The following is a 19718-nucleotide window of genomic DNA, read 5'->3' on the forward strand; positions in this document are numbered from 1 at the left end:
CCACCAGCAATCGCTGCTCGACCATCACCATGCCCTCCTGCCCGCACAGTGAATCACTCAACCATCCTCATTGCCAGACGTTTCGCAGAGGAATCCTTTGTAGGGGAGGAATTTATGGGGCGACCTGGCGGACGAGGGCCGCACGCTGCGCCTCGGTCGGCTGCCATTGACTCGCCATCGAGCCGCCCGGCCCGAACAGCGCATCGACCACCGATGCCGCATCGCCTTTGGCCCATAGTCCGGCCAGTTCCGCCCGGCGAGGATCGGGCGACGCATCATGCCCCGTTCGGATGAAGCGCAGCCACGCGGCCAGCGCGGTCAGCGTCGCGGGCGCGTCGCCGCCATGCGCCGAAAGCGATGACAGCCAGCGTGGCCCCACCTTCTGCGACCCGTCGCTGGCGATCTGCGACAGGCGATGCTCCAGCGTGACATTGGCGAAACGGGCAAGCAGCGCATCGGCATAGGGACCAAGCGCCTGGCCTTTGGCGGCGGTGAAGCTGGTTGCCGCCTCGTCGCGCATCAATGCTTCCACGACCGGGCGGATGGTGGGATCGGCGACCGCCTGGTGGACGAACGCATGCCCGCGCTCCAGCCCCAGATAGGCCAGCGCCGAATGCGCGCCGTTGAGCATACGCAGCTTCGCGGTCTCATAGGGCGCGACATCGGCGACGAACTGCGCGCCGCCCACGTCCCAGCGGGGACGGTCCCCGGCGAAATCGTCCTCGATCACCCATTGGCGATAGGGTTCGGTGATGACCGCCGCCTCGTCGCGCATCCCCAGTGCCGCCTCGACCTTCGCACGGTCGGCATCGGTGACGGCGGGGACGATCCTGTCGACCATGGTATTGGGGCAGCGCCAGTCCCGCTCGAACCAGTCGCGCGCGGCACCCTGACCCCGATGGTCGAGGAACGCACTCACACCGGCGCGCAGCACCCGGCCATTGTCGGGCAGATTGTCGCAGCTCACCAGTGTCAGCGGTCCCAATCCCGCCGCCCGACGCGCAACCACGGCCTGAGCCAGATAATGGTAGATGCTGTTCCCGTCCGCGACGATCCCCGCCAGATCGGTCGCGCCGTCTGGACGCCGCCAATAGCCCTTCTCGGTCACGGTCAGCGTCACGACGCGCGTATCCGCCGAGGCCAGCAATGCCGCCAGCCGCTCGGGCGCCTTGGCCGCGACCGTCACCTCGCGGATCGCGCCGATCAGGCGAACGGCCTCGCCCGCGCCCGACCGTTCGGTGACGGTATAGAGCCCGTCCTGCGGGGCCAGGGCATCGCAGACCCCTGATGAACGGAGCGACGCCGCCGCAATGGCCCAGTCACGGTCGCCCGCCGCCATCGCGTCGTCGGTATAGACCGCCTGATGCGCCCGGTGGAACGCGCCCAGCCCGATATGCACGATCCCGATCCGCTGGCTCGCCCGGTCGTAACCGGGCCGCGCGACGGCGGCGGGCAGCGCGGCGGCGGTCGCCTCGCTCAGCCGGGTCACAAGCGGTACGCCGAACGGACCAGCCCGTTGGTCAGCGCATGGGCCAGTTCGACCGCCTCGTCCTCTTCCAGCCGATGCTCGGCGACCAGCCGCGCGAGGAAGGCGCAATCGACCCGCCGCGCGACGTCGTGCCGCGCCGGGATCGACAGGAAGGCGCGGGTGTCGTCGTTGAACCCGACCGTGTTGTAGAAGCCCGCCGTCTCGGTCGTCATCTCACGGAAGCGGCGCATCCCCTCCGGGCTGTCATGGAACCACCAGGCGGGGCCCAGCTTCAGGCAAGGGTAGTGCCCGGCCAGCGGCGCCAGTTCGCGCGCATAGACGCTTTCGTCCAGCGTGAAGAGGATGATGGTCAGGTCGCGTTCGTTGCCGACCACGTCGAGCATGGGCTTGAGCGCATGGACATAATCGGTGCGCATCGGCATGTCCGCGCCCTTGTCGCGCCCATGGCTGGCGAACAGGCCAGCATTGTGGTTGCGATAGGATCCGGGGTGGATCTGCATCGTCATGCCGTCCGCGACGCTCATCTTCGCCATCTCGGTCAGCATCTGCGCGCGGAAGAGTTCGGCGTCCGCAGGCGTCCAGCCGCCGCCGACGATGCGCGCGAACAGCGCCTCGCATTCCACCGTCGACAGGTTCGCGGTCGCCGCTGTCGGATGGCCATGATCGGTCGCGGTCGCGCCCAAAGCGCGGAAGGCGGCGCGGCGCTTGGCATGGGCGGCGAGATAGCCCGACCAGCTATGGACATCCTCGCCGGTCGCCTCGGCGAAACGCTGCATCGCGCCTGCAAACTGCTCATGCTCGACATCGATCACGCTGTCGGGGCGATAGGTGGTGATGACGCGACCCTGCCAGCCCGACTCCCTGATCGCCTGGTGATGGATCAGCGGATCGTCGGCGCCCTCGGTCGTCGCCAGGCATTCGATGCGGAACCGCTCGAACAGCGCGCGCGGGCGGAAGGCGGGGGTGGCCAGCGCCTCGCCGATCGCGTCGAAATAGCGGTCGGCGGTCGCCGCCTCCAGCGCCTCGGTGAAACCGAACACCTCGGCGAACACATGGTCCAGCCACATCCGCGAGGGCGTGCCGCGGAACAGGTGATAGTTCGCCGCGAACAGCTTCCACGCCGCGCGCGGATCGGTGGAGGGGCGCCCGCCGCGATGCGGGATGCCCAGATCGTCCAGCGCGATGCCCTGGCTGTAGAGCATGCGGAAGACATAATGGTCGGGCGCGAGCAGCAGGTCGCTGGCATCGCGCCACGGCTCGTCGGTCGCGAACCAGCGCGGATCGGTATGGCCGTGCGGGCTGATGATCGGCAGGACGGCGATCTCGGCGTACAGCGTGCGGGCGATCCCGCGCATCGTCGGGTCGGCGGGGAACAGCCGGTCGGGGTGCAGCGCCAGCGGACGGGTCATGCGGTCAACTCCGGTTCGGCCTTCGCCCGTGTGTCGCCAAGACCCAACATATGCACGATCCCACGCTCCAACCCGCGCAGCTCGGCCATACCCCGCATCCGGCCCAGCAACGAATAGCCCGGATTGGAGGTGCGATGAAGGTCGTCCATCATCCGATGGCCATGGTCGGGCCGCATCACGATCGAACGACCCTGAACATGCGAAATCTCCACGATCGCCCGCATGACCTCGGTCATCCGGGCATGGCCGCCCAGATGCTCGGCCTCATGGAAGTTGCGCTCGCCCTCTTCCCAGCCGACCGAGCGGAGGTGGAGAAAGTCGATCCGGTCGGCAAAGCGGCGGACCATCGCGGGCAGGTCGTTGTCGGGCCGCGCGCCGAACGAGCCCGTACAGAAGCACAACCCATTCGCCAGTGACGGCACGGCGGCATAGAGATGGTCCAGATCCTCGGCGGTGCTGACGACGCGGGGCAGGCCGAAAATGGGGAAGGGGGGATCGTCGGGATGGACGACCAGCGTGATGCCGACTTCCTCGGCGATCGGGCAGACCGCGCGCAGGAAGGCGATATGGTTGGCGCGCAGCGCCTCGGCATCGATCCCGGCATAGGTGTCGATCGCGCGCTGGAAGGCGGGCGAGTCGAAGCTCTCCTCGCTGCCTGGCAGGCCGGCGATGATCGTGCGTTCCAGCCTGTGGCGCTCTTCCGGGCTCATCGTGGCGAAGCGCCGGGCGGCGGCGGCGCGGACGCTGTCCGAATAATCCGCCTCCGCCCCCGGACGGCGCAGCATATGGATGTCATAGGCCGCGACCGCCGCCCATTCGAACCGCAGGGCGGTCGCGCCATCGGGCAGCCGCCAGTCCAGATCGGTCCGGGTCCAGTCGAGCAGCGGCATAAAATTATAGGTGACGGTCCGGATGCCCTCGGCCGCGAGGTTGCGCAGGCTGTCGCCATAGGCCCGGACCAGTTCGTCGGTCAGTTCGCCCCGCTTGATCGCGTCATGGACGGGCAGGCTCTCGACGGTCGACCAGCCGAGTCCCGCCGCCTCGATCATCGCGCGCCGCTCCGCGATCGCCTCGCGCGGCCAGACCATGCCGTTGGGAATTTCGTGCAGCGCGGTCACGACTTCCGTGGCACCCGCCTGGCGGATATGGGACAAGGGGATGGGATCGGCGGGGCCGAACCACCGCATAGACTGGATCATCAACACGCCGTCATCCCCGTCCCGAACCCTGGTTTTTCCGCGTTCGCGGTAGCATCGCCCGGTCTGGTTGACCAGTTACAAATTTTGGCCTTGCCACTATAGGGCGGCTATGGCGCCATGGGCCTGTAGGAGAGAATATCGATGCGGATCGTGATCGTCGGCGAAGGAATGGTCGAGTTGTCGCGCGCGGAGGGCGATCTGTGGCGGCTCAGCCATGGCGGCGACACGCTGAACACCGCGATCCATCTGGCGCGGATGGGGCGGCACGTGCGCTATGTCACGGCGCTGGGCGAGGATGCGTTCAGCGCCGGATTGCTGCGCGACTGGGCGGTCGAGGGGATCGACACCTCGCTGATCCAGCGTGATCCGAGCCGGATGCCGGGACTGTACGCCATCGCGACCGATGCGAATGGCGAGCGCAGCTTCGCCTATTGGCGTGGTGAGAGCGCAGCGCGGCGGACCCTGTCCCTGCCCGGTGCGGACGCGGTGATGGCGGCGGCGGAGCAGGCCGATCTGCTGCTCTTCTCGCTGATCACGATGGCCATTCTCGATGACGAGGGACGCGATCGGTTGATCGCGCTGGCCAGTCGCGTGCGGGCGCGGGGTGGTCGGGTCGCGTTCGACGGCAATTACCGCCCACGTCTGTTCCGCGACCAGCAGGAGGCGCAGCATCTCTGCCGCCGCGCCATCGCGGTCTGCGATATCGGCCTGCCCACGCTGGAGGACGAGGCGATGCTGAACGGCGCGACCTCGGCGGCGGAGGTGCAGGCGCATTGGCAGGGGCTCGGTGCGCGGGAAGTCGTGGTGAAGCTCGGCGCCGAGGGCTGTCTGCTCGGCGGCGTCGGTGTCGTTCCCCCGCCCGAGCGCCTGTCGCCACGCGATACCAGCGGGGCGGGCGACGCCTTCAACGCGGGATATCTGGGTGCGCGGCTCGACGGGGCGTCGCCGGAGGAGGCAGCGGTTCGGGGGCATATGCTGGCGGGCTGGACGGTGATGCGGTCCGGCGCGATCCCGGTGCGCGACGAGGCACTGGCCGCTTTGCGGTGATGCATTTGGACTAACCAAATTGCTATGGCCGGTCGCATCCTTCGGCCTCGGCTGGTCGTTGTTGTCGCAGGCGAATTTCTTCCATCGCCGATGAGAACGCTTGCATGGTATCGAACGGAATGACAGCTTAACTCCGACAAGACCGGCAGTGCTACGGGTGTGACGGGAGGGCGGGATGAAGGTCAATCGGCGCGATCTGTTGGGGGCGGTCGGAATGGCGGGCGCGTCGACGGCGCTGTCCTCTCCGGCGGGAGCCGTCGGCATGGCGACGGCGCAGGACCGTCCCTTCACGCCGGACTGGGCATCGCTGTCCGCCGGTTACCGCGCGCCCGACTGGTATCGCGATGCCAAATTCGGGATGTGGGCGCATTGGGGGCCGCAATGCGTGCCGGAGGAGGGCGACTGGTATGCCCGCGACATGTATATCCAGGGCTCGCGTGCTTATAACGCCCACGTCAGGAAGTACGGCCATCCCAGCAAGGTCGGTTTTCTCGACGTGGCGGGCCAGTGGAAGGCGGAGCGCTGGAACCCCGAACACCTGCTCGATCTCTATACCCGCGCCGGCGCCAAATATTTCGTCGCGCTCGCCAATCACCACGACAATATCGACACCTTCGCCTCCTCCCATCCGTGGAACACCACCCGGATCGGCCCCAGGCGCGATATCGTCGGCACCTGGGCGAAACTCGCGCGGGCGCGGGGGCTGCGCTTCGGCGTGTCGAACCACGGCGCGCATAGCTGGCACTGGTACCAGCCCGCTTATGGTTACGATCCCGAAGGACCGATGCAGGGCAGGCGCTATGACGCGGCGTGGCGGCGGACGGCGGACGGGCGGGGCACCTGGTGGGAGGGGCTGGACCCGCAGCTTCTCTATAACGGTCCGATCATGCCCATGCCCGACGGCATTACCAACCGGACCGAGGCACAGGCCTTTCACGAGCGCAACGACAGCATGTGGACCGAGGGGCGTCCGCCCAACCGCCCCGACTATGTCGAAAGCTGGGCGCGGCGCTGTCGCGAGCTGATCGACAATTACCAGCCCGACCTGCTCTATTTCGACGATATCGACCTGCCGCTGGAGCAGACCGGGCTCGACATGGCAGCCTATTATTATAACGCCAATCGTCGCTGGCATGGCGGGCGGCTGGAGGGCGTGTTGACCGCCAAGACCACGCCCGCGCACCGCCGCATGGCGCTGGTCGACGATGTGGAGCGCGGCGGCAAGACCTATATCGAGACCTATCCGTGGCAGACCGATACCTGCATCGGCAACTGGCATTATGACCGGGCGCTCTATGAGCGTGACGGTTACAAGAGCGCGGCCACGGTGATCCATACGCTGTGCGATGTCGTGTCGAAGAACGGCAATCTGCTGCTCAACGTGCCGATGCGCGGCGACGGTACGATCGACGAAAAGGAAGAAGCGATCGTCGAGGGCATCGCCGCCTGGATGGGCCGCTATGGCGGGGCCATCCATGGCTCGCGGCCCTGGCGCGTCTTCGGCGAAGGGCCGGGCATGGGCGGCGGCGGCATGTTCAGCGAGTCGCAAAAGTCCAAATATGGTGCCACGGATATCCGCTATGTCCGCAAGGGCGATCAACTCCATGCGCTGCTGCTCGGCTGGCCCGAGGACGGCGTGGCGCGGCTGACGCTGTTCGCGACGGGCAACACGATCGGACGCGGCGAGGTGTCGCGGGTGACGCTGTTCGGTGATGCGACCCCGCTGTCCTTCCGCCGTACCGGCGACGCGCTGGAGGTGACGCTCCCCGCCGGTGCGCGCGAGACGATCGGGGTGCCGCTGGTCCTGTCCGGACGTGGGCTGGTCGAGGGGAGCCTGCCCGACCCGGCGTGATCGCCACAATCCTCCCCAAGCTCGCTTGGGGAGGGGGACCATGCGCAGCATGGTGGAGGGGTGTCCCCTTATCGAGAGCGCGACACCCCTCCGTCAGGCCTCCGGCCTGCCACCTCCCCTGCAAGGGGAGGAATGGATGAATGTTGACTGACCCCAGTTCGTCTTGGCCGGGGCAAGGCGGAACATCGCCTCACGCGGGGCATGGATCGAGGGCAGGGCAATGCCCCTCCACCACGCCCTGACGGGCGCGGTCCCCCCTCCCCATCGGAGATGGGGAGGAATGGATCTGTCGAAATCTTCCCCAAGCTGTACTTGAGGGCCGCTGGGCGCAGTCCGGCGGTGGAGGGACAAAGGCCCGAGCCGAACCCCAAAGAAAAAGGGGCCGGAACCACGGTTCCGACCCCCAATTCTTCAGCCTTTCGGCAGCGGCGGATTACGCGCCCGGAATTTCCGAGACGTTCACCTTGATGCCGCGGCCCATCGTCGACGAGACGGCGACCTTGCGGACATACTTGCCCTTCGCGCCCGACGGCTTGGCCTTGATCAGCGCATCGACCAGCGCGTCGAAATTGGCGCGCAGGTCTTCCGCCGGGAACGACGCCTTGCCGATGCCCGAATGGATGATGCCGGCCTTTTCGACGCGGTACTCGACCTGACCGCCCTTGGCCGCCTTGACGGCTTCGGCGACGTTCATGGTCACGGTGCCCAGCTTCGGGTTCGGCATCAGGCCCTTGGGGCCCAGCACCTTGCCGAGGCGACCGACGACGCCCATCATGTCCGGGGTCGCGATGCAGCGATCGAAATCGATGGTGCCGCCCTGGATGGTTTCCATCAGGTCCTCGGCGCCCACGACGTCCGCACCGGCGGCGCGTGCTTCGTCGGCCTTCGCGCCCTTGGCGAACACGCCGACGCGAACGGTCTTGCCGGTGCCCTTGGGCAGGGTGACGACGCCGCGGACCATCTGGTCGGCGTGACGCGGGTCAACGCCCAGGTTCACGGCGACTTCGATCGTCTCGTCGAACTTCGAGGTCGCGTGGGTGCGCGCCAGCGAGATCGCTTCGTCGATGCCGTGCAGCTTCTCGGAGTCGATCTGGACCGACTTCTGCTTCTTGGTCAGCTTGGCCATGATCTTAGCCCTCCACCACTTCGAGGCCCATCGCGCGGGCGGAGCCTTCGATGATCTTGGTCGCAGCCTCGATGTCGTTGGCGTTCAGGTCCTTCATCTTGACCTGGGCGATTTCCGCGAGCTTCGAGCGCGCGATCTTGCCCGCCGACACCTTGCCCGGCTCCTTCGAGCCCGACTTCAGGTTGGCGGCCTTCTTGATGAGGTAGGTCGCAGGCGCGGTCTTCGTCTCGAACGAGAACGAACGGTCGGCATAGACGGTGATGACGGTGGGCAGCGGGGTGCCCTTCTCGACTTCGCCAGTCTGCGCGTTGAACGCCTTGCAGAATTCCATGATGTTCACACCGCGCTGACCCAGCGCCGGGCCGATCGGCGGCGAGGGGTTGGCGGCGCCTGCAGGGACCTGCAGCTTGATATAGCCGGTAATCTTCTTTGCCATGTCACTCTCTTTTCGAGTCTAGCGGTCGTGACGGGCACACAGGCATAGGCCTGCGCACCCTCCCGCAAGGGTTCCGTCGCATGATGCTAGGGAAGCGCGGGCCGATAGCGGATTGTGGGTGAAATGGCAAGGTGAGTCTGCCCCCAACCTCCGTTCGCACTGAGCGAAGTCGAAGTGCACGGGATTCGCGCGCGGCGAGGCGTGGGGCGTGGGCTTCGACTTCGCTCAGCCTGAACGCGCCGTCATCCCAGCGCAGGCTGGGATCTCTTGCCACGGGCCGACACGCTCGCCGATGAAGGCCCCAGCCTGCGCTGGGGCGACGGTAAAAAAAGGGCCGGTGGCGTTGCCGCCCCGGCCCGTTTTTCATCCAATGGCTCGAACTTACTTCGAGCGTTCGACCTGCTCGAAGTCCAGTTCCACCGGGGTCGCGCGGCCGAAGATCGACACCGACACCTTGACCTTGGACTTGTCGAAATCCAGTTCCTCGACCACGCCGTTGAAGCTGGCGAAGGGGCCTTCCAGCACCTTGACCGCGTCGCCGATCTCGTAATCGACCTTGACCTTGTGCTTCGGGGCGGCGGCGGCTTCTTCCTTGGAGTTCAGCATCCGCGTGGCTTCGCCTTCGCTGATCGCCTGCGGCTTGCCCATCGCGCCCAGGAAGCCGGTCACCTTCGGCGTGTTCTTGACCAGGTGATAGACCTGATCGGTCATGTCGAGCTTGGCAAGAACGTAGCCGGGCATGAACTTGCGCTCGACCGCGATCTTCTTGCCGCGGCGGGCCTCGGTCACGGTTTCGGTCGGCACCTCGATCTGGTCGACCAGATGGTCGAGGCCCAGACGGGTCGCCTCGGCCATGATCGAGTCGCGGACCTTGCCCTCGAAACCGGAATAAGCGTGGATGATGTACCAGCGCGCCATGGGAACCCTTTTACTTCGCGAGCGACAGCAGGGTGCGGACCAGCGTCTCGAAGAACGAGTCGACCGCCAGGAAGAAGATGGCCAGGATCGTGGTCATCACGACCACCATCACGCCGGTCATCACCGTCTCGCGCCGCGTCGGCCAGACGACCTTCTTGGTCTCGGTCTTGACCTGGTTGATGAATTCGATGGGGGTCGTCTTCGCCACTCGTGCCGTTCCCGCACCTGCGTTGAAATACTGTCAGCGGGGCATGGGTCCGCCGTCGCCTGACTGAAGGGTCATGCGACGAAAACACCGTCCGCGCTGTTCGGATGGGAACGCGATGTAGCTGTGGCTTGGTCAAAAGGCAAGGGTGGGGCGGGGTGGGGCTTTTTCGTTCGCGCGAAGCCGCGACGGCGCGAAGAAGGTGGGTTCGCGCGGAGACGCGGAGGCGCGGAGGAGGGGGGAGCCCGGAGACCGGCATCCCCAACCGCGGTTCAGCCTGAGCGTAGTCGAAGGCCAAGGACAAGACATCGCCCAAAAGGTCTTCGAGCCGCAGGCTCTATTGGCGCTGGGGCCTGGCGAGCGTCAGCCCGTGGCCTTCGACTGCGCTCAGGCTGAACGGCGGTGGGAGTGTTGGCCTCTTCTTCTCTCCGCGTCTCCGCGCCTCCGCGCGAACAAACCTTCTTCGCGCCCTCGCGGCTTCGCGTGAACAATCAGCAGCAACGCCCACCATTCTTCCCGCCATACCGCGCCTGTTGTCGCTCACGGAAGAACGTCACTTCATCCATCGGTTCGCGGTCGGGATGCAGGGCCGCCATGTGCGCCACATAGGCGTCATAGCTGGGCATCCCGACCATGGCGTTCCCGATCTCGCGCAGGCGGGCGAACCAGTTCATTCGGCCGCCACCATCTCTGGCGGCACCTCGGTCACGCTCGGCCGGTCGATGGACCGCGCGATCAGGCAGGTGCGCACCGCATAGACCAGGATCGCCAGCACCACGCCCAGGAAGATCGCGCACAGTCCCGCGTCGATCCGGTCGTTGAACACGATCCGCCCCATCTCCGCCATGGTCTTGGCGGGGGAGAGAAGCTTGCCCTCGGCGGCGGCGCTGGAAAACTTGTCGGCATGGGCGAGGAAGCCGACGCGCGGATCGGCGGAGAAGATCTTCAACCACCCGGCGGTCAGCGTACAGGCGAGCAGCCAGACCGTCGGGATCACCGTGATCCAGGCGAAGCGGTCCTTCTTCATGCGGAACAGCACGACCGTCGACAGCATCAGTGCGACGGCGGCCAGCATCTGGTTGGAGATGCCGAACAGCGGCCACAGCGTGTTCACCCCGCCCAGCGGATCGGTGACACCCTGATAGAGGAAGAAACCCCAGGCCGCGACGCACAGCCCGGTCGCGATCAGGCCCGGCGCGACCTTGCTCGATCCGCGAAAGCTGGGGACGACCAGCCCGATCAGATCCTGCAACATGAACCTCCCGGCGCGGGTGCCCGCATCCACGGCGGTCAGGATGAACAGCGCCTCGAACAATATGGCGAAGTGATACCAGAAGGCCTTCATCGCCTGTCCGCCGAACAGGTGGCTGAAGATTTCCGCCATCGCCACCGCCAGCGTCGGCGCGCCGCCCGCGCGGGAAATGATCGTATGCTCGCCCACGTCGCGCGCGACCTGCGCCAGCGTGTCGGCCGAGATGGGGAAGCCCATCGCGGTCACGGCGGCGGCGGCGCTGGCCGGGTCGGTGCCCAGCACGGCGGCGGGCGCGTTCATCGCGAAATAGACGCCCGGATCGAGGATCGAGGCCGCGACCAGCGCCATGATCGCCACCGCGCTTTCCATCAGCATCGCGCCGTAGCCGATGAAGGGCGCGTCCTTCTCGCTGGCGATCAGCTTGGGGGTGGTGCCGCTGGCAATGAGGGCGTGGAAGCCCGACACCGCGCCGCACGCGATGGTGATGAACAGGAAGGGGAAGAGCGGCCCCGCCCAGACCGGCCCGCTGCCGTCGATGAACTTGGTGAGCGCGGGCATCTTCAGCGGCGGCGCCATGATGACGATGCCGATCGCCAGCGCCACGATCGCGCCGATCTTGAGGAAGGTCGACAGATAGTCGCGCGGCGCGAGCAGCAGCCAGACGGGCAGGACCGAGGCGACCGCGCCATACCCGATCAGCAGGAAGCAGAGCTGCACGGGCGTGAAGGTGAAGAGCGGCGCGAGCACGGCGGACTGCGCGATCGACTGGCCGTACACGATGGCGAGGATCAGGCCGATGAAGCCGATGATCGACACCTCGCCGATCTTCCCCGGCCGGACCCAGCGGGTATAGCCGCCCATCAGCATCGCGAGCGGCACGGTGGCGGCCACGGTGAACAGCCCCCAGGGACTCTCGGCGAGCGCCCGCACGACGATCAGCGCCAGCACCGCCAGGATGATGACCATGATCATGAAGGCGCCGAACAGCGCGATGGTGCCCGCCACGGGGCCCATCTCCATGCGGATCAACTCGCCGAGCGAACGTCCGTCACGGCGCATCGACAGGAACAGCACGAGGAAATCCTGCACCGCCCCGGCCAGCACCACGCCCGCCAATATCCACAAGGTTCCGGGCAGATAGCCCATCTGCGCCGCCAGCACCGGCCCCACCAGGGGCCCGGCCCCCGCGATCGCCGCGAAGTGGTGGCCGAACAGCACGGTCCGGTCGGTCGCGACATAGTCCAGGCCGTCGGCGCGGCGGATGGCCGGGGTGGGGCGACTGGGGTCGATGCCGATCACCTTGGCGATGAACAGCGCATAATAACGATAGGCGATCAGATAAACCGAGACGGCGGCGGCCACGATCCACAGTGCGTTGATCGGCTCGCCGCGTACCGTTGCAACGACGCCCAACGCGCCCGCTCCGACGATCGCCAGCGCGATCCAGGGAAGGTGTTTCGTCATGCCCCGTCCGGTCCTCCTATATGCTCTTGGCGAACCTTCTACTCCCCGCTGGCGAGCGTGCCAGCCCCGAATGTCATCGCTTATCGGCCCGCCCCCGATCCACCCCTGAATCGATTGCGCCGGTGGGGGGTGTCGTGCGAGGCTGTCCCTATGAAACCGACACGGCGATGGATGATCGGGGGCCTGACGCTGAGCGGCTTGCTCGGCGCGGCACGATCGGCGGAAAGCGAACAGGCGACGCGCGACCTGTCCCATCTTCGACCCGATCAGCGCACCGCCTATGAGGCGATGCACAAGCGCATGATGGCGGCGCTGCCCTATGAGCGGGTGACCGTTCCCGGCAAGGATGCGCTGGCGGCATGGAAGCGGCTGAGGGCTTCGGAGCGAGGCTGGCCGGTGGTGATCGGCGGCGATGCGGATCTGGAGCGGATCGCGGACCAGTTCACGATCGATGATCCGGCCGTCTCGGGGGTTCCCTCGAACCGTGCGGGGCCGCGTTCCCCGGCACAGATCATCGCGGCGGCGGACGCTCTGCGCTTTCCGGCGGATTTTCGGACATGGTCGGCGGCGAATGGCGGGGAGGATTTGCGTGCTCCGATCGGCCAATGGCCCACGGATGTCGATGCCGGTCCCGAAGCGCCGGGGCTCGCCGTGGCGGAGAACATAGCATCCGGCAAGGTCCTTGACCGGGTGCACATAGTGATGCTGCCCGCGCGACATGGGTGGGAGGCGCCCGCCTATCTGCGCTGGGGCAATTGGAATGCCTGCCCGCCACCCGAATATCATGTCGCGGCGCTGCGCGACTGGAATCGCCGCTATGGTGCCGAACTGATCGGAATCAACGGCGATACGATGAACATCCGGGTCAGGACGCGCCCCCAGGATCGGGCGGACGCGCTGCGGCTGGCGCGTGAAATGTACGAATATTGCCCCGACGCCGTGGAGCAGGGGGCGGAAACCCTGTCCAATCTCGCCGCCGGATTAATGACGACGGACTGGTGGTTCCTCTGGTGGGACTGACGGCGTAACCTCCCTGCCGAAACGGCCCCCGCAACTTAGCGCTTGCCCAGCCGCCCGGTCCGGGGTGAAAGGCTGGCATGGCCCATCCTTCCTCTTCCCCGCTGGTCGTCGGCATCGGCGGCACGATCGGCAGTGTCTCCTCGACCGAGCGCGCGCTGCGCATCGCGATGACGGCGGCGGCCGATGAAGGGTTTCGCACCCATGTCTTCGGCGGCGAGGATCTGGCGCGCCTGCCGCTCTACAACCCGCGCGCCGTCGAGCGGACCGAGGCGGAGCGCGTCTTTGTCGAAACGGTGCGCCAGGCGTCGGCGATCATCATCGCCAGCCCCGGCTATCATGGCAGCATTTCCGGGCTGGTGAAGAACGCGCTCGACCTGCTGGAGGAAACGGCGAAGGACGACCGGCCCTATCTGGCCGACCTGCCGGTGGGATTGATTGCCACGGCCTATGGCTGGCAGGCGACGGGGTCGACCATCGCCGCGCTCCGCTCGATCGTCCACGCCCTGCGCGGCTGGCCCACGCCCTTCGCGGCGGCGGTGAATACGCAGCAGACGCGGTTCGATGAAGCCGGGAAGATCAGCGACGCCACGGTGGAGGGGCAGTTGCGGCTGGTCGGCCAGCAGGTCGCCCGCTTCGCTCCGCTGGCGGGGACCATCCGCGCGTCGAATTGAGGTGGGGCGTCGCGCGGATTTTGGTTCACGCGAAGCCGCGATGGCGCGAAGTTTTCCAGATGAAGTTCGCGCGGAGACGCCGAGATGTCTTGCGCGCGATAGCGCGCAGTCCCCCTTCTTCGGTCGCTGGAGGAAGAAGGGATGCGTTGTCCACAAGGTACGACACCTCCGTGTTCTCCGCGCCTCCGCGCGAACCATCCTCTTTCTCTTCGCGTCTTCGCGTCTTCGCGCGAAATAAAGGAAATTACCCCAACCGCTCCGTGACCAGCGCGGTGATCTCGTCGGCGATCTCCGCCGGATCGCGCAACGCGCCATGCGCCACGGTCGACACCGTCGCCCATTCGCCCAGCATCGCGCCGTCCGCCATCGCGACATAATTGGCCCGCACCCGTGCCTGAAGCCCCAGATCGGCCTCGTATGCGTCATAGGTGTCGTCGGTGTAGCTCCGCTTGCGCTTGCGGGCGATCAGGTCGCGCGCGATGTCCAGCGGCGTGTCGAGATAGACCGACAAATGGGGTGCGGGCAGGCGAAACTGGACCGTCTCCAGCCGCTCGATCCATTGCAGCAGGGCTTCGGCCTGTTCGGGCGGCACTTGCGCGGCCTGATAGGCCATGTTGGACGCGATATAGCGGTCGAACACGATGACGTCGTGCGCCGCCGCCAGTTCGACCAGATGCGGCCGCGATTCGAATCGGTCGAGCGCATAGAGCGTCGCCGCCGTCTCGGGCGCGGCGGCATGGGGCAGGCGGCCCGCCAGATACTCGCCCAGCGCCCAGCCGCCGATCGTGTCGCCGTAACGCGGAAAGGACAAAGCCGCCGCCGACAGCCCGGCGGCGTTCAACCGCTCGGTCACCGCCGCCGTCGCGGTCGCTTTCCCTGCGCCGTCCGCGCCCTCGATCGCCAGAAGAAAGGCCATCTCAGCCGCGCAGGCGTTCGTGGTGGCGGATCACTTCATCGATGATGAAGCGCAGGAATTTCTCGGAAAATTCCGGGTCGAGCTGCGCATCGCTCGCCAGTTGGCGAAGCCGTGCGATCTGCGCTTCCTCGCGGCCCGGATCGGCGGGGGGCAGGCCGTTCTTCGCCTTATACTCGCCGACCGCCTGGGTGACCTTGAACCGTTCGGCCAGCATGAAGACGAGTGCGGCGTCGATATTGTCGATCGACTGGCGATAGCCGGTCAGCACGGTGTCGGACATGGTGGACGTGTCTCCCTCTGGCGCGCAGGGCTCCGCGCAATTTCGCGGCTGTCCTTTCGCGCTTAGGCTTGCGTTCGGCAAGCGTTGTCGCCAGAGGCTCTTACCTGCCCATGACCGTAACCGCCACCCGCCTCGCCAAGCCCGCGCCCTCGCTGGACCCGATGATCCGGCTGGTGGCCGACGACATGAACGCCGTGAACCAGGTCATCATCGACCGGATGCGGTCGGAGATTCCGCTGATCCCGCAACTGGCCGGGCATCTGATCGCGGGCGGGGGCAAGCGGATGCGCCCGATGCTGACCCTCGCGAGCGCGCAACTGCTGGGCTATCAGGGGACCAGCCACCATGTGCTGGCGGCGGCGGTCGAGTTCATCCACACCGCCACCCTGCTCCATGACGATGTCGTCGACGGCTCGGACCTGCGGCGCGGGCGGCGGACCGCCAACATCATCTGGGGCAATCCGGCGAGTGTGCTGGTCGGCGACTTCCTGTTCAGCCGCTCCTTCCAGTTGATGGTCGATGCGGGCAGCCTGAAGGTGCTAAGCATCCTGTCGGGCGCGTCGGCGATCATCGCCGAGGGCGAGGTGAACCAGTTGACCGCCGTCCGGCAGGTAGGCCTGCCCGAGGAACGCTATCTGTCGATCATCGACGCCAAGACCGCCGCGCTGTTCGCCGCCGCCTGCCGCATCGCTGCGGTCGTCGCCGAGCGGCCCGATGCGGAGGAACTGGCGCTGGAGGCCTATGGCCGTAATCTGGGCATCGCCTTCCAGTTGATCGACGATGCGATCGACTATGTTTCCGACGCCGGGACCATGGGCAAGGATGCGGGCGATGACTTCCGCGAGGGCAAGATGACCCTGCCGGTGATCCTGGCCTATGCGCGCGCCAATGACGAAGAGCGGACCTTCTGGAAGGACGCGGTCGAGGGGCGGCGCACCTCGGACGAGGACTTTGCCCACGCCATCGCGCTGGTCCGCAAGAGCCGCGCGGTCGATGACACCATGGCGCGCGCGCGCCATTATGGCGGGCTGGCGATCGAGGCGATTCGGGGCTTTGCCGATGGTCCGGCAAAGAGCGCGATGATCGAGGCGGTCGAGTTCGCAGTGGCGCGGGCGTACTGAACCCACTTTGACCCCGGCGAAGGCCCCGGCCCAGGTTCCGCGAACTTTGCAGCGCGCCGGACAAGGCGGGGGGAGGCAATCGCCCTGCGCCTTCGATATCTCACCGCAACTGGGCCCCGGCCTTCGCCGGGGTCGATGGTCGTTGACGGTGATCGTTCCGTCACCCAACCCCCGTTCAGGCTGAGCGAAGTCGAAGCCCGCGCCCCATCATTCGCGAAGCGGACAGATTTTCCCTTGGCCTTCGACTTCGCTCAGGCTGAACGGGGGCCGGACGGGGGCACGGGTTCTTCACCCCGCCCCCCAAACCCCCTATCGCAAGCCGCATGACCCTGCCCGTCACCGCCGTCCTGCCCGATTTGCTGGCCGCGCTCGCGAACGCCCCCAATGCCGTCCTCGTCGCCCCTCCCGGCGCGGGCAAGACCACGGCGGTCGCCCCCGCGCTGCTCGACCAGCCCTGGTGCACCGGCGAAGTCCTGCTCCTCTCTCCCCGCCGTCTGGCCGCCCGCGCCGCCGCCGAGCGCATGGCCGCGCTGGCCGAGGAGCCGGTCGGCCGCACGTTCGGCTATGCCACCCGCATGGATACGAAGGTCAGCGCCGCGACCCGCGTGACCGTCGTCACCGAAGGTATCTTCGTCGCGCGCATCCAGGCCGATCCCGAACTGGCGGGCGTCTCTGCGGTGCTGTTCGACGAAGTCCACGAACGCAGCCTCAACGGCGATTTCGGCCTGGCGCTGGCACTGGATGCACAAGCCGGGCTGCGGCCCGACCTACGGCTGGTTGCCATGTCGGCGACGCTCGACGGCCGCCGCTTTTCCAGCCTGATGGGCGACGCGCCGGTGATCGAGAGCGAGGGACGCAGCCATCCGCTGACCCTGCGCCATCTCGGCCGGGCAGCGGAGGCACGGATCGAAGATTCGGTCGCCGCCGCTATCCGCCGCGCGCTTCAGGATGAGCCGGAGGGCGACATCCTCGCCTTCCTGCCCGGCACCGCCGAGATCGCGCGGACCGCCGAGCGTCTGGCGACCCTGCCCTCCGCCATCGCGATTCACGAACTCCACGGCTCGCTCGACCCGGCCGCGCAGCGCGCGGCGATCCGGCGTGACCCTGAGGGGCGGCGGCGGGTCGTCCTTGCTACCTCGATCGCGGAGACCAGCCTGACGCTGGACGGCGTGCGGATCGTGGTCGACTCGGGGCTGGCGCGCCGCCCGCGCTATGACCGCGCGGCGGGGATGACCCGGCTGGTTACCGAGCGCGCCAGCCAGGCCGCCGTCACCCAGCGCGCGGGCCGCGCCGCCCGCCAGTCACCGGGGGTCGCCTATCGCCTGTGGGAAGCGGCGGCGACGGCGGGCCTGCCCCGCTTCGACCCGCCCGAGATATTGGAGGCGGACCTGTCGGCGCTGCTGCTCGGCACGGCATTATGGGGTGTCGGCGATCCGCGCGCGCTCCCTTGGCTCGACCCGCCGCCCGAGGCCGCCGTCGCCGAGGCGCGGGCGCGCCTCACAGTTCTGGAGGCGCTGGACGAGAGCGGCCGCCCGACCGCGCATGGCAAGGCCATCGCCCGGCTGCCCATGCCGCCGCGCTTGGCCCATATGCTGATCCGCAGCGGGGAACGCGGCCTGGCCGCTACCGCCGCCGAGGTGGCCGTGCTGCTGGGCGAGCGCGGCATTGGCGGGCAAGATGTCGATCTGGAACAACGCTTGCGCCGCTGGCGGACCGAACGCGGTCCCAAGGCCGAGGCCGCGCGGGCGATGGCGAAGCGCTGGGCATCACTTGCCCCCAAGCCGGTCGAGCAGGAAGCCTGGGACCATCCGGCGGGGGTGTGTCTTGCGCTCGCCTATCCCGACCGGGTGGCACGGCGGCGGGATGCCACCGGCGAGAATTGGGCCAGCGTCGGCGGGCGCGGCTTTCGACTCGATCCGACCTCGGGGCTCGCGAGTTCGGAATGGCTGGCCGTGGGCGAGACGCAAGGGGCCGCCTCGGGCGCGCGTATCCTGTCCGCCGCGCCGCTCGACCTCGCCACGGTCGAGGCATTGTTTGCCGACCGGATCGAGACGCGGCGCACCGTGACCTTCAATCCCGCGACCGGCGGGGTCGAGGCGTTGCGCGAACGGCGGCTGGGCGGCTTGCGCCTGTCGAGCGGACCCGATTCGGGCGCATCCCCCGACACCATTGCCGAAGCGCTGGTCGAGGGGGTGCGGACGCATGGCCTGTCGCTCCTGCCATTGAGCGACGGCGCAGGGGCGTATCGGGCGCGGGCGGCCTATGCCGGGGTGGCGCTGGACGACGAAACGCTGATCGAACGGCTGGACGACTGGCTGCCCGCGCTGGTGGCGGGCAAAAGGCGGCTGGATGCCATCGCGCCCGGCGCGCTGGTCGAGGCGGTCCGCCATCTGGTCGACTGGAACGAACAAAGGCGGATCGATTCCATGGCCCCGTCGCATTTCACCAGCCCGGCAGGGAGCAGCCATGCGATTGATTATGCGGCGGAAGGCGGCCCGCGCGTCGAGCTTCGCGTGCAGGCGCTGTTCGGCCTCGCGACGCATCCGGTGATCGGGACCGAGCGGGTGCCGCTGGTCCTCAGCCTGACCTCACCCGCCGGTCGCCCGATCCAGACGACGCGCGACCTGCCCGGTTTCTGGGCGGGAAGCTGGAGCGCGGTGGCCAAGGAAATGCGCGGCCGCTACCCCCGCCATCCCTGGCCCGACGACCCGGCGGCGGCCTCCGCGACACTTCGCACGAAAAAGGCGGATGCAAGAACCGCCGGTTCGCGATAAGGGACTATGATTATGGCCACTGCTCGCATCTTCCAGCGCCCCAAGAACGCGATGCAATCCGGCAAGTACCGGACCGATCGCTGGCAACTCGAATTCGAATCGACCGAGGCGAAAAAGCCCGATCCCCTGACCGGCTGGGCCGGTAGCGGCGACACGCGGGAACAGGTTCGCCTGACCTTCGCGACGCTGGAGGAGGCGATCGCCTATTGCCAGCGCGAGGGGCTCGACCACCATGTCGTGCCGACGCCGCAAAAGACGCTCAAGCTGCAAAGCTACGCCGACAATTTCCGCTGAGCGTCGCTTTCACCCTTTGTAATGGGGACTAACCCCCGGCGAAGGCCGGGGTCCGGTTTTTTTGTTCGCGCGAAGCCGCGATGGCGCGAAGAGTTGGAAATGAATTTCACGCGGAGGCGCGGAGATGTCGTATCCGGCGGCGCCGCCATCCTGTCATCATCGGTCGTTGAAGAGAGGGTTTCGCTGTCGCGAACCAGACACCTCCGCGCCTCCGCGCGAACAAACTTCTTCTCTTCGCGTCGTCG

At 67.4% G+C, this 19718-nt stretch carries 18 protein-coding genes; 7 read left to right on the forward strand and 11 right to left on the reverse strand.

Going from position 1 to position 19718, the window contains the following annotated elements; genetic code table 11:
* Positions 1–112: 112 nt before the first annotated feature.
* From SM191_RS15180 to uxuA, 3 genes are read right to left on the reverse strand one after another with little or no spacing between them, the layout of a single operon-like run.
* A complete protein-coding gene (locus SM191_RS15180) occupies positions 113–1489 on the reverse strand; it encodes a mannitol dehydrogenase family protein (RefSeq protein ID WP_341506937.1) in 1377 nt (458 codons plus the stop codon).
* Positions 1486–2898 (reverse strand): glucuronate isomerase, encoded by a 1413-nt coding sequence (gene uxaC / locus SM191_RS15185; protein ID WP_341506938.1) that lies wholly within the window; start codon positions 2896–2898, stop codon positions 1486–1488. The genes SM191_RS15180 and uxaC overlap by 4 nt, the downstream gene beginning before the upstream one ends.
* On the reverse strand, positions 2895–4097 hold the full coding sequence (gene uxuA / locus SM191_RS15190; protein WP_341506939.1) for a mannonate dehydratase: 1203 nt from the start codon (positions 4095–4097) through the stop codon (positions 2895–2897). Before uxuA ends, uxaC begins: the two co-directional genes overlap by 4 nt.
* A 141-nt stretch (positions 4098–4238) precedes the next feature.
* Between uxuA and SM191_RS15195 the strand changes: the two genes are divergently transcribed.
* On the forward strand, positions 4239–5144 hold the full coding sequence (locus SM191_RS15195) for a sugar kinase (protein ID WP_341506940.1): 906 nt from the start codon (positions 4239–4241) through the stop codon (positions 5142–5144).
* A 175-nt stretch (positions 5145–5319) separates the two neighbouring features.
* Complete coding sequence (locus tag SM191_RS15200) at positions 5320–6996, forward strand: alpha-L-fucosidase (RefSeq protein ID WP_341506941.1); 1677 nt, start codon at positions 5320–5322, stop codon at positions 6994–6996.
* Between the two features lie 433 nt (positions 6997–7429).
* Here SM191_RS15200 and rplA read toward each other — a convergent pair whose 3' ends face one another.
* The 6 genes from rplA to SM191_RS15230 form a co-directional block, all read right to left on the reverse strand.
* Positions 7430–8122, reverse strand: coding sequence for a 50S ribosomal protein L1 (gene rplA, locus SM191_RS15205; protein WP_058715478.1), 693 nt, complete (start codon positions 8120–8122; stop codon positions 7430–7432).
* Between the two features lie 4 nt (positions 8123–8126).
* Complete coding sequence (gene rplK / locus SM191_RS15210) at positions 8127–8558, reverse strand: 50S ribosomal protein L11 (protein WP_007407063.1); 432 nt, start codon at positions 8556–8558, stop codon at positions 8127–8129.
* Positions 8559–8939: 381 nt separating this feature from the next.
* A complete protein-coding gene (gene nusG, locus SM191_RS15215; RefSeq protein ID WP_261268998.1) occupies positions 8940–9476 on the reverse strand; it encodes a transcription termination/antitermination protein NusG in 537 nt (178 codons plus the stop codon).
* A 10-nt stretch (positions 9477–9486) separates the two neighbouring features.
* Positions 9487–9684: a preprotein translocase subunit SecE gene (gene secE / locus SM191_RS15220; RefSeq protein ID WP_058715474.1), complete on the reverse strand. Its 198-nt coding sequence runs from the start codon at positions 9682–9684 to the stop codon at positions 9487–9489.
* A gap of 488 nt (positions 9685–10172) precedes the next feature.
* Positions 10173–10355: a YbdD/YjiX family protein gene (locus SM191_RS15225; protein ID WP_341506942.1), complete on the reverse strand. Its 183-nt coding sequence runs from the start codon at positions 10353–10355 to the stop codon at positions 10173–10175.
* Positions 10352–12397 carry a carbon starvation CstA family protein gene (locus SM191_RS15230; protein ID WP_341506943.1) on the reverse strand — a complete coding sequence of 682 codons (2046 nt, stop codon included), beginning with the start codon at positions 12395–12397 and terminating at the stop codon, positions 10352–10354. Before SM191_RS15230 ends, SM191_RS15225 begins: the two co-directional genes overlap by 4 nt.
* 171 nt (positions 12398–12568) lie before the next feature.
* On the opposite strand from SM191_RS15230, the gene SM191_RS15235 reads away from it, so the two are divergent.
* Together SM191_RS15235 and SM191_RS15240 are read left to right on the forward strand one after the other, a co-directional pair.
* Complete coding sequence (locus SM191_RS15235; protein WP_341506944.1) at positions 12569–13417, forward strand: DUF4253 domain-containing protein; 849 nt, start codon at positions 12569–12571, stop codon at positions 13415–13417.
* Positions 13418–13494: 77 nt separating this feature from the next.
* Positions 13495–14088, forward strand: coding sequence for an NADPH-dependent FMN reductase (locus SM191_RS15240; RefSeq protein WP_341506945.1), 594 nt, complete (start codon positions 13495–13497; stop codon positions 14086–14088).
* Between the two features lie 244 nt (positions 14089–14332).
* Here the strand turns inward: SM191_RS15240 and SM191_RS15245 are convergent, their stop codons facing one another.
* Both SM191_RS15245 and SM191_RS15250 read right to left on the reverse strand, forming a co-directional pair.
* Complete coding sequence (locus SM191_RS15245; RefSeq protein ID WP_341506946.1) at positions 14333–15004, reverse strand: thymidylate kinase; 672 nt, start codon at positions 15002–15004, stop codon at positions 14333–14335.
* Between the two features lies 1 nt (position 15005).
* Positions 15006–15284: a chorismate mutase gene (locus tag SM191_RS15250; protein WP_307002610.1), complete on the reverse strand. Its 279-nt coding sequence runs from the start codon at positions 15282–15284 to the stop codon at positions 15006–15008.
* 110 nt (positions 15285–15394) lie between these two features.
* On the opposite strand from SM191_RS15250, the gene SM191_RS15255 reads away from it, so the two are divergent.
* From SM191_RS15255 to SM191_RS15265, 3 genes are all read left to right on the forward strand, one after another.
* Positions 15395–16405, forward strand: a complete 1011-nt coding sequence (locus SM191_RS15255; protein WP_341506947.1) for a polyprenyl synthetase family protein — start codon at positions 15395–15397, stop codon at positions 16403–16405.
* Between the two features lie 323 nt (positions 16406–16728).
* Entirely contained in the window at positions 16729–19179 is a 2451-nt protein-coding gene (gene hrpB / locus SM191_RS15260; RefSeq protein WP_341506948.1) for an ATP-dependent helicase HrpB, read from the forward strand.
* 12 nt (positions 19180–19191) lie between these two features.
* Complete coding sequence (locus SM191_RS15265) at positions 19192–19473, forward strand: ETC complex I subunit (RefSeq protein WP_261269007.1); 282 nt, start codon at positions 19192–19194, stop codon at positions 19471–19473.
* Positions 19474–19718: the final 245 nt, after the last annotated feature.

The sequence above is a fragment of the Sphingomonas sp. 2378 genome (genome assembly GCF_038084995.1).
Lineage (GTDB): Bacteria > Pseudomonadota > Alphaproteobacteria > Sphingomonadales > Sphingomonadaceae > Sphingomonas.